At 71.7% G+C, this 15,550-nt stretch carries 13 protein-coding genes; 5 read left to right on the top strand and 8 right to left on the bottom strand.

The genetic code is table 11. The features are described 5' to 3' along the window. Positions 1 to 2 precede the first annotated feature (2 nt). The 3 genes from J8403_RS27495 to J8403_RS27505 are packed head-to-tail and all read left to right on the top strand — an operon-like array spanning position 3 to position 3,156. A complete protein-coding gene (locus J8403_RS27495; RefSeq protein WP_211125509.1) occupies positions 3 to 1,163 on the top strand; it encodes a Gfo/Idh/MocA family protein in 1,161 nt (386 codons plus the stop codon). Next, entirely contained in the window at positions 1,160 to 2,329 is a 1,170-nt protein-coding gene (locus J8403_RS27500) for a dihydrodipicolinate synthase family protein (protein ID WP_211125510.1), read from the top strand. The genes J8403_RS27495 and J8403_RS27500 overlap by 4 nt, the downstream gene beginning before the upstream one ends. Continuing rightward, positions 2,326 to 3,156 carry a sugar phosphate isomerase/epimerase family protein gene (locus tag J8403_RS27505; protein ID WP_211125511.1) on the top strand — a complete coding sequence of 277 codons (831 nt, stop codon included), beginning with the start codon at positions 2,326 to 2,328 and terminating at the stop codon, positions 3,154 to 3,156. Before J8403_RS27500 ends, J8403_RS27505 begins: the two co-directional genes overlap by 4 nt. Before the next feature lie 19 nt (positions 3,157 to 3,175). Here J8403_RS27505 and J8403_RS27510 read toward each other — a convergent pair whose 3' ends face one another. From J8403_RS27510 to J8403_RS27545, 8 genes are all read right to left on the bottom strand, one after another. After that, positions 3,176 to 3,535: a hypothetical protein gene (locus J8403_RS27510; RefSeq protein WP_211125512.1), complete on the bottom strand. Its 360-nt coding sequence runs from the start codon at positions 3,533 to 3,535 to the stop codon at positions 3,176 to 3,178. Further along, positions 3,532 to 4,164, bottom strand: a complete 633-nt coding sequence (locus tag J8403_RS27515) for a SigE family RNA polymerase sigma factor (protein ID WP_211125513.1) — start codon at positions 4,162 to 4,164, stop codon at positions 3,532 to 3,534. The genes J8403_RS27510 and J8403_RS27515 overlap by 4 nt, the downstream gene beginning before the upstream one ends. A 70-nt stretch (positions 4,165 to 4,234) precedes the next feature. Further along, positions 4,235 to 4,663 (bottom strand): hypothetical protein, encoded by a 429-nt coding sequence (locus J8403_RS27520; RefSeq protein ID WP_211125514.1) that lies wholly within the window; start codon positions 4,661 to 4,663, stop codon positions 4,235 to 4,237. 369 nt (positions 4,664 to 5,032) lie between these two features. Continuing rightward, on the bottom strand, positions 5,033 to 5,428 hold the full coding sequence (rbsD, locus tag J8403_RS27525) for a D-ribose pyranase (protein ID WP_137965848.1): 396 nt from the start codon (positions 5,426 to 5,428) through the stop codon (positions 5,033 to 5,035). After that, entirely contained in the window at positions 5,425 to 6,351 is a 927-nt protein-coding gene (gene rbsK, locus J8403_RS27530) for a ribokinase (protein ID WP_211125515.1), read from the bottom strand. The genes rbsD and rbsK overlap by 4 nt, the downstream gene beginning before the upstream one ends. A 19-nt stretch (positions 6,352 to 6,370) precedes the next feature. Next, positions 6,371 to 8,314: an ABC transporter permease/substrate-binding protein gene (locus J8403_RS27535; RefSeq protein ID WP_211125516.1), complete on the bottom strand. Its 1,944-nt coding sequence runs from the start codon at positions 8,312 to 8,314 to the stop codon at positions 6,371 to 6,373. Then, the gene (locus tag J8403_RS27540) at positions 8,304 to 9,821 is read right to left on the bottom strand and encodes a sugar ABC transporter ATP-binding protein (protein ID WP_211128450.1); all 1,518 of its coding nucleotides are present in this window, start codon (positions 9,819 to 9,821) and stop codon (positions 8,304 to 8,306) included. The genes J8403_RS27535 and J8403_RS27540 overlap by 11 nt, the downstream gene beginning before the upstream one ends. 221 nt (positions 9,822 to 10,042) lie before the next feature. Next, positions 10,043 to 11,059, bottom strand: a complete 1,017-nt coding sequence (locus J8403_RS27545) for a LacI family DNA-binding transcriptional regulator (RefSeq protein ID WP_211125517.1) — start codon at positions 11,057 to 11,059, stop codon at positions 10,043 to 10,045. A gap of 230 nt (positions 11,060 to 11,289) precedes the next feature. On the opposite strand from J8403_RS27545, the gene recD2 reads away from it, so the two are divergent. Both recD2 and J8403_RS27555 read left to right on the top strand, forming a co-directional pair. Continuing rightward, positions 11,290 to 13,533, top strand: a complete 2,244-nt coding sequence (gene recD2, locus J8403_RS27550; RefSeq protein ID WP_211125518.1) for an SF1B family DNA helicase RecD2 — start codon at positions 11,290 to 11,292, stop codon at positions 13,531 to 13,533. A gap of 151 nt (positions 13,534 to 13,684) precedes the next feature. Continuing rightward, on the top strand, positions 13,685 to 14,974 hold the full coding sequence (locus J8403_RS27555) for a citrate synthase (protein WP_059142131.1): 1,290 nt from the start codon (positions 13,685 to 13,687) through the stop codon (positions 14,972 to 14,974). Positions 14,975 to 15,550: the final 576 nt, after the last annotated feature.

A 15,550-nucleotide genomic window follows, 5' to 3' on the forward strand; every position in this document is an offset into this window, starting at 1 on the left:
ACGTGACACGCAAGACAGTGCGGATCGCCATGAACGGTGTGACCGGCCGGATGGGCTACCGCCAGCACCTCGTCCGCTCTCTCCTCGCCATCCGCGAACAGGGCGGCCTGGACCTCGGCGACGGCACCGTGCTGTGGCCCGAGCCGCTGCTCGTCGGCCGCCGGGAACACGCGCTCAAGGAGATGGCCGAGCGCCACGGCCTCGACCCGGTCGCGGACGTCTCGACCGACCTGGAGGCCGTGCTCGCGGACGAGCGCGTCGACATCTACTTCGACGCCCAGGTCACCGCCGCCCGCGAGGAGGCCATCAAGAAGGCCGTCGCGGCGGGCAAGCACATCTACACCGAGAAGCCGACCGCCACCGGTCTGGAAGGCGCCCTGGAGCTGGCCCGGCTCGCCGAGGCGGCGGGCGTCAAGCACGGGGTCGTCCAGGACAAGATCTTCCTGCCGGGGCTGCTGAAGCTCAAGCGGCTCATCGACGGCGGCTTCTTCGGCAGAATCCTTTCCGTGCGCGGGGAGTTCGGCTACTGGGTCTTCGAGGGCGACTGGCAGAGCGCCCAGCGGCCCTCCTGGAACTACCGGTCCGAGGACGGCGGCGGCATCGTCGTCGACATGTTCCCGCACTGGGAGTACGTGCTGCACGAGCTGTTCGGCGCCGTGCGCACCGTCCAGGCGCAGGCCACCACCCACATCCCGACGCGCTGGGACGAGCGGGGCAAGCCGTACGAGGCCACCGCCGACGACGCGGCCTACGGCGTCTTCCAGCTCGAGGGCGGCGCCATCGCCCAGATCAACTCCTCCTGGGCGGTCCGGGTCAACCGTGACGAGCTGGTCGAGTTCCAGGTCGACGGCACCGAGGGCTCGGCCGTCGCGGGGCTGCGCAACTGCCGCGTCCAGCACCGCTCGCACACCCCCAAGCCGGTCTGGAACCCCGATCTGCCCGCCACCGAGTCCTTCCGCGAGCAGTGGCAGGAGGTGCCGGACAACGAGGAGTTCGACAACGGCTTCAAGACGCAGTGGGAGCTCTTCCTGCGCCATGTCGCGCTCGACGAGCCCTGGCGCTGGGACCTGCTGGCCGGGGCGCGCGGCGTCCAGCTCGCCGAGCTGGGCCTGAAGTCGTCGGCCGAGGGCCGCCGGCTCGACGTACCGGAGCTGAGCCTGTGACCGTCCACCTCCCCGCGCCGGGCGGCACGACCCGGCCCTACGAACCCCGCACCGAACCGCTGTCGCTCACCCCCGGGGCCCCCTTCACCTCCCGCGTCGTCTTCTCGGCCGCCCATGTGGTGGCCGACCCGTACGCCGATGTGACCCCCGACAGCCCGGCCGCCGTCGACTGGGACGCCACCCTGGCCTTCCGCCGCCATCTGTGGTCGCACGGACTGGGCGTGGCCGAGGCCATGGACACCGCCCAGCGCGGCATGGGCCTGGACTGGGCGGGCGCCGCCGAGCTGATCCGCCGCTCGGCGGCCGAGGCGAAGGCGGTCGGCGGCCGGATCGCCTGCGGCGTCGGCACCGACCAGCTCCCCGCCACCGAGATCGGCTACCCCTACAGCGTGGCCGAGGTCCGGGCCGCCTACGAGGAACAGCTCGCCGTCTGCGAGGAGTCCGGCGCCCAGGCCATCCTGATGGCCTCGCGCGCCCTGTGCGCCGTGGCCAAGGGCCCCGAGGACTATCTCGAGGTCTACGGCCATCTGCTGCGCCAGTCCGCCGAGCCGGTGATCCTGCACTGGCTGGGCCCGATGTTCGACCCGGCCCTGGAGGGCTACTGGGGCAGCACCGACCTGGACGCCGCCACCCGCACCTTCCTCGATGTGATCGCCGCCCACCCCGACAAGGTCGACGGCATCAAGGTCTCCCTGCTGGACGCCCAGCGCGAGATCGACCTGCGGCGCAAACTGCCGGACGGGGTGCGCTGCTACACGGGCGACGACTTCCACTACCCCGAGCTGATCGAGGGCGACGACCGGGGCTTCAGCCACGCCCTGCTCGGCATCTTCGACCCGCTGGGCCCGCTGGCGGCCGAGGCCGTGCGCAGGCTGGACACCGGTGACGCCACCGCCTTCCGGGCGCTGCTGGACCCGACGGTGGAACTCTCCCGCCACCTCTTCCAGACCCCGACCCGCTACTACAAGACGGGCGTGGTGCTGCTGGCCTGGCTGGCGGGCCACCAGTCGCACTTCACGATGGTCGGCGGCCTGCAGTCGGCCCGTTCGCTGCCGCATCTGGCGCGGGCGTACGAACTCGCCGACGGCCTCGGCCTGTTCCCGGATCCGGGGCTGGCCGAGTCCCGGATGAAGGACCTGCTGTCCGTGTACGGAGTCACCCGATGAGCGCCTTGTCCCGGCTGAGCCTCAACCAGGAAACGATCAAACAGTGGTCGCTGCCCGAGCTGGCCGAGGGCTGCGTCAAGGCGGGCGTCACGGGCGTGGGCCTGTGGCGCGAGCCGGTCCAGAAGTACGGCGTGGAGGAGGCCGCCGAGCTGGTGCGGAACGCGGGCCTGACCGTCACCAGCCTGTGCCGGGGCGGCTTCTTCACCGCGAGCGAGCCCGAGGCGCGCGCCACGGCCCTGGCCGACAACCGCCGGGCCATCGAGGAGGCCGCCACCCTGGGCACCGACACCCTGGTCCTGGTCTCCGGCGGCCTCCCGCCCGGCAGCCGCGACCTCTTCGCCGCCCGCGAGCGCATCGCCGACGCACTGGGCGAGCTGGCCCCGTACGCCGCCGACCACGGCGTCCGCCTGGCCATCGAGCCCCTGCACCCCATGTTCGCCTCCGACCGCTGTGTGGTCTCCACCCTCGCCCAGGCCCTCGACCTGGCCGAGCGCTTCCCGGCGGACCAGGTGGGCGTGATCGTGGACACCTACCACCTGTGGTGGGACGACACCGTGGCGGACCAGATCGCCCGCGCGGGCGCGGGCGGCCGCATCGCCGCCTTCCAGCTCGCCGACTGGATCACGCCCCTCCCCGAGGGCGTCCTGCTGGGCCGGGGCCAACTCGGCGACGGCTCGGTCGACTTCCGCTGGTTCCGCGAACAGGTCGACGCCACGGGCTACACCGGCCCGATCGAGGTGGAGATCTTCAACCCGGACCTGTGGGCCCGGGACGGCGCGGAGGTCCTGGCCGAGGTCGCCGACCGCTATCGGGCGCTGGTGCTCTGAGGGGGCGTCCGGGATCGCGTCAGCCCTGGGTGGCGGCGGAGGTCGAGGTCGGGGTTCCGGGCGGTGAGGTGGGGGAGGGCCGGGTCGGCGTCCCCGTGTGGGACGAGGGGACCGAGGTGGCCGGAGGCGAGGTGCGGGGGTCGCGGGCGGGCGGGGTCGGGCGGTGGTCCTCCGGGGAGCCGGACAGCAGCAGGAAGGCCACGGCCGCCGCCGCTGCCGCCGCCACGGCGACGGTGGACGCGACCCGCCGGATCCGCCGGGTGCCCCAGGCCGGGCCGGTGGGCGGCCGGTACGGGGACAGCTCATGGGCGTCGATGAGCCGCGCACGGGCGTCGAGCGCGGCGCGCAACCGTTCCTCGACGGGTGGGGGAGTGCTCATCGGGCCGCCTCCAGCAGCTTTTCCAGAGTGACGAGCGCACGGCTCGCGGTCGACTTCACGGTGCCTCGGGAGACGCCCAGCGTTTCGGCTATCTGGGCCTCGGTCAGCTCCGACCAGTAGCGCAGCACCAGCACCTCGCGCTGCCGCGCGGTGAGCCGGGCCAGCGCGTCGAGGACCTGCCGGTGTTCCTCGGCGAGCAGCAGCGGCTCGTCCACCGGCGCTCCCGGCCCCTGGTACGGCGGGGTGTAGGCGCGCGCCGTACGCCGTCGGCGCAGCACCGAGCGGGCCGCGTTGACCACGGCGGTGTGCAGGTAGGCGTGCGCGTCCTGGAGGCTGTCCAGCCGTGAGCCGTGCCGGCGGCAGACGGCGGCGAAGGCGTCCTGGACGACGTCCTCGGCGGTGTGCAGATCGTCCACCAGGAAGACCGCCAGCCGGATCATGTCCAGCCGCCGGGCCTGGTACAGATCGGCCAGCGTGGGGCCGGGCTCCCCGTCGCCCCGGCCGCCCACCGGCCTCAGCGCCCGCAGCCGCCGCCCGGCGCGCCCCGTCTCCACCGGCGGTGTCGAGGCGGTCGTCCGGGCGCGGCGGAGCAGCCGGGTCCACCAGGGCAGGACAAGAGTGAGCTGCATCGTCCTCGTTCACCTCATCGGTGGGGCGGGGCCGGCTCCGGAACCGGCCCCGCCCCATCCGTGGTTGTGGCTAGCGACCGGCCTTGGCGGGGGCGGGCTCGGTGGGCTCGGGCTTGCTGGTGGGCGGCTCGGTGGGCGCGGGCTTCGTGGGCTCGGGCGCGCTGGTCGGCGGCTCCGTCGGCGCGGGCTTGGTGGGCGCGGGCTTGCTGGTGGGCGGCTCGGTGGGCGCGGGCTTGGTGGGCGCGGGCTTGCTGGTGGGCGGCTCGGTGGGCGCCGGCTTGGTGGGCGCGGGCTTGCTGGTGGGCGGCTCGGTGGGCGCCGGCTTGGTGGGCGCGGGCTTCGAGGTTGCCGCCGGGGCCGGCTTGGCCGGGCCGGCGTGGTCGCCGGTGGCCGCCTGGGCGGCGATGCCCCCGCCCACGATCAGGGCGATACCGGCGGCCGACCCCAGGATCCAGGGGCGCAGACGGCGGTTGGGCTTCTTGGCGCGGTCGTGCTGCATACGGAACGACTCCCGGAAGGATTGAGCGAACGCTGATGGGGAGGCGCGCACCGAGGGCCCGAAGGACCCGTTCCGGAACCCGCCTTCATCCCACCAGACGTCCGGCCCCACCCGAGGTTGTCGCGCCCCGGAAAAATCTTTCGCCGATCGCCGTGCAACCGTTCCGGCCCTTGGCGGGTCGTATCTGGCATCGGGCTTCCGGGGGGATCCGGGGGGGATCGAGAGGAAGCCCTGGGAGGGGAAAACGAGGGGCCCGGACCACGGCCGGGCCCCTCGAAATGTCCCGCGCCCCGCCGGGCCCGCGGCTCAGCGGCGCGTCGTACGCCTCAGCGGCTCAGTTCGCACGCCTCGGCGGCGCGTTCGCGGGTCTCAGAACGGCACCCCGCACCGCAGCAGCACATTCGCGTACGGCCGCGCCTCCCCCGTACGCACCACCAGCCTCGCCCGTCCCGTCATCGTCTTCAGCTCCTCATGCGGGACCAGGTCCAGCGCGGGAGCCGGGAAGAGACGGTCGAGCAGGGCGGTCGCCCCGGGGTTGTGGTCGCGTACCTCCCGCGCCGCCGTGGCCGCCTCGACCACCAGCTCGTCCAGCAGCCCGGTGAGCACCCGCTCGAACGACGGCACCCCGGCCGTGAAGGCGAGGTCCACCACGAACGGCCCGTCCGGTATCGGAAGGCCCGCGTCGCACACCATCACCGTGTCGGTGTGGCCCAACAGGGCGATGCCCGCGCTCAGATGGCGGTTGAGAATCCCGGACCGCTTCACAGCGCCGCCACCTCCTCGGCGTTCGGGAAGGACGCCTGCGCCCCGGCCCGGGTCACCGCGGCCGAGCCCACGCGCACCGCGAACCGCACCGCGGTCGGCAGGTCGTCGCCGACGCCGAGGCGCCAGGCGAGCGCACCGGTGAAGGCGTCCCCGGCGCCCGTGGTGTCCACGGCCGTCACCGCGGGGCTGGGCACCAGCACCGTACGGTCGCCGTCGGCGACCAGCGCGCCCTCGGCACCCAGGGTCACCACGACCGAGCGCGGACCGCGCGACAGCAGGGCGTCGGCCCACTCCTCGGGGTCGTCCGAGGACCCCACCGGGGCGTCGCTCAGCAGGAACCGCGCCTCGTGCTCGTTGACCACCAGCGGATCACAGGCGGCCAGCACATCGGTGGGCAGCGGCGCGGTCGGCGAGGGGTTGAGCACCACCCGCGGCCCGGGCCGGCCGCCGAAGCCCGCGGACGCAGCGCGGACCACCTCGGCGACCGTCTCCAGGGGGATCTCCAACTGCAGCGAGACCACCCGCGCCGCGGCCAGCAGGCTCGCCGCGGCCCGGACGTCCCCGGGGGTCAGCCGGGCGTTGGCCCCCTGGGAGACCACGATGCTGTTGTCTCCCGAGGGGTCCACCGTGATCAGCGCGACCCCGGTGGGCGCGCCGCCGACGAGGACGCCGACGGTGTCGACCCCGGCCTTCGCCTGCGAATCCAGCAGCAGCCGGCCGTAGTCGTCGTCGCCGACCCGGGCCAGCAGCGCCGTCCGGGCCCCCAGCCGGGCGGCGGCGACGGCCTGGTTGGCCCCCTTGCCGCCCGGGTGGACCGCGAGGTCCGACCCGAGGACGGTCTCGCCGGCCCCGGGGCGGCGGTCGACTCCGATCACCAGATCGGCGTTGGCCGACCCCACGACCAGCAGGTCGTAGTCGTGCATCCGCACGTCCTTTCGTTTGTCACTTCGACGTGACGACCTTCACCGGCACCTTCACCGTGCCGTCGATCTTCTGCCCCTTGGCCGCCTTGACGGCGTTTCGCACCACCATCCGGCCCAACTCCTTCGGCTGCTGGGCGACGGTCGCGGCGAGGGTGCCGTTCTCGACGGCCTTGAGCCCGTCCGGGGTGCCGTCGAAGCCGACGACGTCGACGGACTTGCCCGCCTTGGAGCCGAGCGCCTTGACCGCGCCGAGCGCCATCTCGTCGTTCTCGGCGAAGATCCCGTCGATGCCCGGGTGGCCCTGGAGCAGATTGGTGGTCACATCCAGCCCCTTGGCCCGGTCGAAGTCGGCGGTCTGCTTGCCGACGACCTTGATGTCCGGGTACGCCTTCAGGCCCTCCGCGAAGCCCTTACCGCGCTCACGGGAGGCGGAGGTGCCGGGGGTGCCCTGCAGCACCAGGATCGTGCCCTTCTTTCCGAGCCGCTCGGCGAGCGTCTTGGCGGCCAGCTTGCCGCCCGTGATGTTGTCCGAGGCCACCAGGGTCGCGATCTTCGCCTTGTTGACGCCACGGTCGGCGGCCAGCACCGGGATGCCCGCCTTGTCGGCGGCCCGGACGGAGGGGCCCGCGGCATCGGAGTCGACCGGGTTGATGATGATCGACTTCATGTTCTGGCTGGTGAAGTTCTGGATCTGATTGGCCTGCTGGGAGGCGTCGTTCTGGGCGTCGGTGACCGTGAGGCTGACCCCGGCCCGCTTGGCCTCCTCCTGGGCGCCCGCCTTCAGCTGCACGAAGAAGGGGTTGTTGAGGGTGGAGACCGAGAGCCCGACCTTGGTGGACGCGCCCCCGGAGGAGCCGGAGCGCCAGACGGAGGCACCGACGGCGATGGCGGCGACGACCACGGCGGCCAGCGCGAACTTGCCCGCGTTGACGGCCTTCTTACGGCCGCCACCGGACGATCCGCCCGCCGCGGCCCCCGGCGCGCCCGGGCTCGCCCCGGCCCGCCTGCGCAGCGTGTCCAGCAGCACCGCGAGCGCGATGACGACACCGATGACGACCTGCTGCCAGAAGGGGGAGACCTCCAGCAGGTTGAGCCCATTGCGCAGCACCGCGAGGATCAGCGCGCCGATGAGCGTGCCGGACGCCTTACCGACGCCACCGGACAGGCTCGCGCCGCCGATGACGACCGCGGCGATCGCGTCGAGTTCGTAGCCGACGGCCGCCTGCGGCTGCGCGGAGGACAGCCGGGAGGCGAGCACGATGCCCGCGACGGCCGCGAAGCCGCCGGAGAGCGCGTAGATGACCAGCTTCTGGCGGGTCACCCGGATTCCGGAGAGCCGGGCGGCCTCCTCGTTGCCGCCGATCGCGTACATCGCGCGGCCCGCGTACGTACGGCCCAGCACACCCGCGGTGATCAGCCCCATGCCGATCATCACGAGCACCGGGATGGGCAGCCAGCCGCCGATGGTGTCGCCGAGGCCGGACATCGAGTCGGGGATGGCTATCGGGCTGCCCTGGGAGATCACCAGGGCCAGGCCGCGGCCGATCGACAGCATCGCCAGCGTGGCGATGAACGGCGGCAGCTTCCCGAAGGCGACCAGCGCCCCGCTGACCAGACCGCAGGCGACACCGGTGACGACGGCCAGGAGCGCGGCGATCCACACCGGCAGCCCCTGTGAGGTCGCCGACCAGGCGAGCACGGTGGCCGACAGCGCGGCCACCGAGCCGACCGACAGGTCGATCCCCGCGGCGACGATGACGAAGGTGACGCCGAAGGCGAGGATCGCGGTGACCGCCGCCTGGACGCCGACGTTGAGGAGATTGCCGGTGGTGAGGAAGTCGCCGGAGAGCAGCGACATGGCCGCCACCAGCAGCACCAGGGCGCTCAGGGCGCCGTTGTCGAGCAGCACGCGGCGCAGCACCGCCGAGCCCCCGGGGTCCTTCGTAAGCGTGTCAGTGGCCACGGGAGCCCTCCTTTTCGTTGCCGCCGACTCCTTCGTCGGCGCCCTTGACGTCCTTCACTGCCAGGGCCATCACGGCGTCCTGGGTCGCTTCCCGCGCGGTCAGCTCGCCCGAGATCCGGCCCTGGGCCATGACCAGGACCCGGTCGCTCATCCCCAGCACCTCGGGCAGATCGCTGGAGATCATCAAAACGGCGTGGCCGGAGGCGGTGAGTTCGTTGATGAGCTGGTAGATCTCGACCTTGGCGCCCACGTCGATACCGCGGGTCGGCTCGTCGAGGATCAGCACCTTGCTGTCGGCGAGCAGCCACTTGCCGATGACGACCTTCTGCTGGTTGCCGCCGGAGAGGGTGCGCACCCGCTGGTCCAGCCCGGCCATCCGGACGGCCAGCCGCTCGGCGACACCGGCCGCCGCGCTCCGCTGGGCGGCCCGGTCGACCAGCCCCGCGCGGGTGGCGGCGCGCAGGGTGACCAGGCCCAGGTTCTCCTGGACGCTGCCGTCCAGGACCAGGCCCTGGCCCTTACGGTCCTCGGGAACGAGACCGATCCCGGCCCGCATGGCGGCCACCACGTCATGCCGGGCCAGCGGGCGGCCGAGCACCTCGACGGAGCCGGAGTCGTACGGGTCGGCGCCGAACAGCGCCCGGACGACCTCCGTACGGCCCGCGCCGACCAGCCCGGCCAGGCCCACCACCTCCCCGGCGCGCACCTCGAAGCCGATGTCCTGGAAGCTGCCGTTCCGGGTGAGCCCCCGGACCTTCAGCAGGGGGTCACCGGCGTCCGTGCGCTCCCGTGGGTACTGCTGCTCGATGGAGCGGCCCACCATCAGCCGCACCAGCTCGTCCTGCTCGGTGGTGGCCGGGACCTGGGTGACGCTGCGGCCGTCGCGCAGCACGGTGACGCGGTCGCCCAGGGCGGCGATCTCCTCCAGGTGATGGGTGATGAAGACGACGCCCACCCCGTCCGCGCGCAGCGTGCGCACGATCCGGAAGAGCTTGTCGACCTCCTCGGTGGTGAGCACGGCGGTCGGCTCGTCCATGATCAGGACGCGGGCGTCCAGGCTCAGCGCCTTGGCGATCTCCACCATCTGCAGCCGGGCGATACCGAGGTCCCGGACGCGGGTCCGGGGCGCGACGTCCACCCCGACCCGGGCCAGCAGCTCGGCGGCGCGCTCGTCCATGGTCTTGCGGTCGATCATGCCGAAGCGGCGCGGCTGGCGGCCCAGGAAGATGTTCTCGGCCACGGTGAGGTCCGGGACGAGGTTGAACTCCTGGTAGATGGTGGCGATCCCGAGCCGCTCGGCGTCCTGCGCGCTGTGGATGCGCACCGGGCCGCCGTCGACCAGGATCCGGCCCCCGTCGGGGCGGTGCGCGCCGGAGAGCATCTTGATCAGCGTGGACTTGCCAGCGCCGTTCTCGCCCAGGAGGACGTGCACTTCGCCCCGGCGCAGATCGAAGTCCACCCCGTCCAGGGCGATCACCCCGGGGAAGGTCTTACGGACGCCCTCCATGCGCAGCAGTTCCGCCCCGGCGCCACCCGTGCCCCCGGCCCTGGCGCCCGCGTACTCGGCGCCCGTGCCCGCTCCCGGAGCCTCGGCTCCCGGAGCCGAGGCGCTGCCGGGGGAGGGCAGGGACGTGAGGGACTGGTCGTCCGGGGGCGTGGGGCCCGGGTTCGATGCCCCCGACGCGACCGCGTCGGCGGCGCGGGGGGAGGACGGCTCGGATTCGGAACTCATTGCTTGCTCCCTTCGGGCTCGCCGCACGAGCGGCGGGTGACCAGACGGGCGGACAGGGTCACCGATTCGGCGGGCCGCCCCTCGACGAGGTCGATCAGCGCGCGTACGGCGGCATGGCCGAGCGCTCCGGTCGGCTGCGCGACGGCGGTGATCGGCGGATCGGTGTGGACGAACCAGGGGATGTCGTCGAACGCGGCGAGCGCCACGTCGTCCGGCACCCGCAGCCCCCGCGCGCGGATCTCGTCCATCGCGCCGAGAGCCATCAGGTTGTCCGCGGCGAAGATCGCGTCCGGGGGGTGCGGCAGATCGAGGAAGCGGGCGGTCACCCGGCGGCCGCTGTCGGCCTGGAAGTCCCCCTGGCCGATGTGGTCCTCGGACAGCGCCAGACCGAACTCGCGCAGCGCGGAGCGGAAGGCGTCCACCCGTTCGCGGCCGGTCGTGGTGGCCGCCGGGCCCGCGATGATCGCGAGCCGGCGGTGCCCCAGGCCGCACAGGTGGTCCACCAGATCGCGGATGGCCCCCCGCCCGTCGGTGCGGATCACCGGCACCGCGTCCAGGCCCTCGCCCTCGATCCAGCGGTCGACGAAGACCATGGGGGTGCCGGCGCGGGCGGCGGCCAGCATCATCGGGGAGCCGCCGTCGGTGGGGCTGACCAGCAGGCCGTCTATGCGGCGGTCCATCAGGGTGCGCACATGGTGGTCCTGGAGTTCGGGCCGCTCGTCGGCGTTGCCGATGATCACGCTGTAGTCCAGCTCGCGGGCGGCGTCCTCGACCGAGCGGGCCAGCTCGGTGAAGAAGGGATTCAGCACATCGCTGATGACCAGCCCCAGGGTCCGGGTCTGATCGGTGCGCAGCGAGCGGGCCACCGCGTTGGGGCGGTAGCCGAGGTCGGCGACCGCGGCGAGCACCCGTTCACGGGTGTCCAGGCGAACGGAGGGGTGGTCATTGAGCACCCGTGAGACCGTCGCGACGGAGACCCCGGCACGCCGCGCCACGTCCTTGATGGCCGGCATCGTCCACCTCCTTGTGGAATCGATTACATGGATTGGAATCGATTACATCGACGGAGACAAGGGGTCGGTCGCCGGTGAAACCGGATCGTGATATTCCGCCGCGGGGCCGAGGGCCCCGCTCTTCCCCGCGGGCGTTGCCCCCGAGGTCTCCACGGGTTGTTCCCGGGTTGTCCACAGGCGTTGTCCACAGGCCCGAACCGCCTGTCGCCTCCCGGCGGTACGGTCGGGGCATGCTCAAACTCGCGGTGGTCGAAGGGGTCCTGGAGCGGATCACCTACGCCAATGAGGAGAACGGCTATACGGTCGCGCGGGTCGACACCGGCCGGGGCTCCGGCGATCTGCTGACCGTGGTCGGCTCGCTGCTGGGCGCCCAGCCGGGCGAGTCGCTGCGAATGGAGGGCCGCTGGGGTTCCCATCCGCAATATGGCAAACAGTTCACCGTCGAGAACTACCAGACCGTCCTCCCCGCCACCGTCCAGGGCATCCGGCGCTATCTCGGCTCGGGGCTGATCAAGGGCATCGGCCCCCGGATCGCCGACCGGATCACCGAGCACTTCGGCGTCGACACCCTCGATGTCATCGAGCAGGAGCCCAAGCGGCTGGTCGAGGTCCCGGGCCTCGGCCCCAAGCGCACCAAGATGATCGCAGCGGCCTGGGAGGAGCAGAAGGCCATCAAGGAGGTGATGGTCTTCCTCCAGGGGGTGGGCGTCTCCACCTCCATCGCGGTGCGGATCTACAAGAAGTACGGCGACGCGTCGATTTCGGTCGTGAAGAACGAGCCGTACCGGCTGGCGTCCGACGTCTGGGGCATCGGCTTCCTCACCGCCGACAAGATCGCCCAGTCGGTGGGCATTCCGCATGACAGCCCCGATCGGGTGAAGGCCGGTCTGCAGTACGCGCTGTCCCAGTCCGCCGACCAGGGGCACTGCTATCTCCCCGAGGAGCAACTCATCGCGGACGCCGTGAAATTGCTCCAGGTGGACACCGGTCTGGTCATCGACTGCCTGGGGGAGCTCGCGGCCGAGGACGAGGGCGTGGTGCGCGAGCCGGTTCCGGGCCCGGAGGGCGGCGAGCCGGTCTCCGCCGTCTATCTGGTGCCCTTCCACCGCGCCGAGATCTCCCTCGCCGGCCAGGTGCTGCGGCTGCTGCGCACCGAGCAGGACCGGCTGCCCGCCTTCGGGGAGGTGGACTGGGACAAGGCGCTGGGCTGGCTGGCCCGCCGCACCGGCGCCGATCTGGCGCCCGAGCAGAGCCAGGCGGTGCGGCTCGCGCTGACCGAGAAGGTCGCGGTGCTCACCGGCGGGCCGGGCTGCGGCAAGTCCTTCACCGTGCGGTCCGTGGTGGAGCTGGCCCGCGCCAAGAAGGCGAAGGTGGTGCTCGCGGCGCCCACCGGCCGGGCCGCCAAGCGGCTGTCCGAGCTGACCGGCGCCGAGGCGTCCACCGTCCACCGGCTGCTGGAGCTCAAGCCCGGCGGGGACGCGGCCTATGACAGGGACCGCCCGCTCGACGCGGATCTGGTGGTGGTCGACGAGGCGTCGATGCTCGATCTGCTGCTGGCCAACAAGCTGGTCAAGGCGGTCCCGCCCGGTGCCCATCTGCTCTTCGTCGGGGATGTGGACCAGCTGCCCAGCGTGGGCGCCGGGGAGGTGCTGCGCGATCTGCTGGCCCCCGGCAGCCCCGTCCCGGCGGTGCGGCTCACCCGGATCTTCCGCCAGGCCCAGCAGTCCGGTGTGGTCACCAACGCCCACCGGATCAACGAGGGGGTGCCGCCGGTCACCCAGGGCCTCTCGGATTTCTTTCTCTTCGTCGAGGACGACACCGAGGAGGCCGGGCGGCTCACGGTCGATGTCGCGGCCCGCCGCATCCCCGCCAAGTTCGGCCTCGACCCCCGCCGTGACGTGCAGGTTCTGGCCCCGATGCACCGCGGCCCGGCGGGCGCGGGCACGCTCAACGGACTGCTTCAGCAGGCCATCACCCCGGCCCGGCCGGACCTCGCGGAGCGCCGCTTCGGCGGCCGGGTCTTCCGCGTCGGCGACAAGGTGACCCAGATCCGTAACAATTATGAGAAAGGGGCCAACGGGGTCTTCAACGGCACGGTTGGCGTCGTCACCTCACTCGACACCGATGAGCAGCGGCTGACCGTGCGGACGGACGAGGACGAGGAGGTACCGTACGACTTCGACGAGCTGGACGAGCTGGCTCATGCCTATGCGGTGACCATCCACCGGTCACAGGGCAGTGAGTACCCGGCCGTCGTGATTCCGGTGACCACCGGGGCCTGGATGATGTTGCAGCGCAACCTCCTGTACACGGCGGTGACCCGTGCCAAGCGCCTTGTCGTGCTGGTCGGCTCGCGCCGCGCGCTGGGGCAGGCGGTGCGCACCGTCTCGGCGGGGAGGCGCTGTACCGCGCTGGATCACCGACTCGGCGGCGATGTGACAGTCGAGCGTGTCAAGAGGGTTTCCGAACGATGACGAACGGGGCAGGATGGCCGTGAAGGCGGCACTGAGTGCCGCCAAAAGGCTCTTCAGCCGACCCCGAGTGCACGTTCTCTACCCGAGTAGGGGAAGGTGGGGGGAGTCAGGGCACCTCGAAGAAGAGAACCAGACGTCGGTGAGGGATGACGTGAGCGACAACTCTGTAGTACTGCGGTACGGGGACGGCGAGTACACCTACCCGGTGGTCGACAGCACCGTCGGCGACAAGGGCTTCGATATCGGCAAGCTGCGTGCCCAGACCGGTCTGGTGACCCTGGATTCCGGTTACGGCAACACCGCCGCGTACAAATCCGCGATCACCTATCTGGACGGTGAGCAGGGCATCCTGCGATACCGCGGCTACCCCATCGAGCAGCTGGCGGAGCGTGCCTCCTTCCTGGAGACCGCCTTCCTGCTGATCAACGGGGAGCTGCCGACCGTCGATGAACTGGCGGCCTTCCGTGGGGAGATCACCCGCCACACGCTCCTGCATGAAGACGTCAAGCGGTTCTACGACGGTTTCCCGCGGGACGCCCACCCGATGGCGATGCTGTCCTCCGTGGTCAGCGCGCTGTCGACCTTCTACCAGGACAGCCACAACCCCTTCGACGAGAAGCAGCGCAACCTCTCGACGATCCGGCTGCTGGCCAAGCTGCCGACCATTGCCGCTTACGCGTACAAGAAGTCGGTCGGCCACCCCTTTGTCTATCCGCGCAATGACCTGGGCTATGTCGAGAACTTCCTCCGGATGACCTTCTCGGTCCCCGCGCAGGAGTACGAGCTCGACCCGACCGTGGTCTCCGCGCTCGACAAGCTGCTGATTCTGCACGCCGACCACGAGCAGAACTGTTCGACCTCCACGGTCCGGCTGGTCGGCTCCTCGCAGGCCAATATGTTCGCCTCCATCTCGGCGGGCATCAACGCGCTGTGGGGCCCCCTGCACGGCGGCGCCAACCAGTCCGTGCTGGAGATGCTCGAGGGCATCCAGGCCTCGGGCGGCGACGTCGACACCTTCATCCGCAAGGTGAAGAACAAGGAAGACGGCGTGAAGCTCATGGGCTTCGGGCACCGCGTCTACAAGAACTTCGACCCCCGGGCGAAGATCATCAAGTCGGCGGCGCACGATGTCCTCTCCGCGCTCGGCAAGTCCGACGAGCTGCTCGACATCGCGCTCAAGCTGGAGGAGCACGCCCTCGCGGACGACTACTTCGTCGAGCGCAAGCTCTACCCGAACGTGGACTTCTACACCGGTCTGATCTACCGGGCGATGGGCTTCCCGACCGAGATGTTCACCGTGCTGTTCGCGCTCGGCCGGCTGCCGGGCTGGATCGCCCAGTGGCACGAAATGATCAAGGAGCCGGGCTCCCGCATCGGCCGCCCGCGCCAGATCTACACGGGCGTCGTCGAGCGCGACTTCGTCCCGGTCGAGGAGCGCTGACCTTCGCTTCTCCGGTGCCCCCGTCCTGGCTGACTGGCCGGTCGGGGGCACTTCGCGTTCTCCTGAGGTTCGAAGGCACCCGCCGGGGGACCAGCGGGGTGCCTTCGGGTCTCCGGGTGCTTGGGTCTTCCGGCCGGGGGCACCTCCCAGCGGTAGCTGGGGGCGAGCCGAAGGGGCGCGCCTGTGTCGAAAGGGAGACGCGCGCAGGGAGCGAGGGCCGCGTTCGATATGCGGCTCCGCCGTGTGGGCGACCGAGCACGTCGACCGTCGGCACAGGCTTTTGCGCCCCGGAGGCGAACCGAGCCTCAAAAAAATGCAGAAGCGCCCCGCTTCCGATCCCCCCACGGGTCGGAGCGGGGCGCTTCCCTTGCCCCGGAGCGGATTCCCCCCACGGGATCCGGCCGGGTGTCCACGGGCCCTTGCGGGCCGTATGGTGACGCGATCCGCCGGGACGCGTACCTACGGGAGGGCCGCTCAAAGCTCCCCGAGTACGTCGTCCCGGCTACGCGTAGCGGGATGCGTCCCCCAAGACGAATCCCCACCGTCCCATTAGACTCGCGACCCCCCTCGATGGTT

Source organism: Streptomyces yatensis, assembly GCF_018069625.1.
GTDB classification, from domain to species: Bacteria; Actinomycetota; Actinomycetes; order Streptomycetales; family Streptomycetaceae; genus Streptomyces; species Streptomyces yatensis.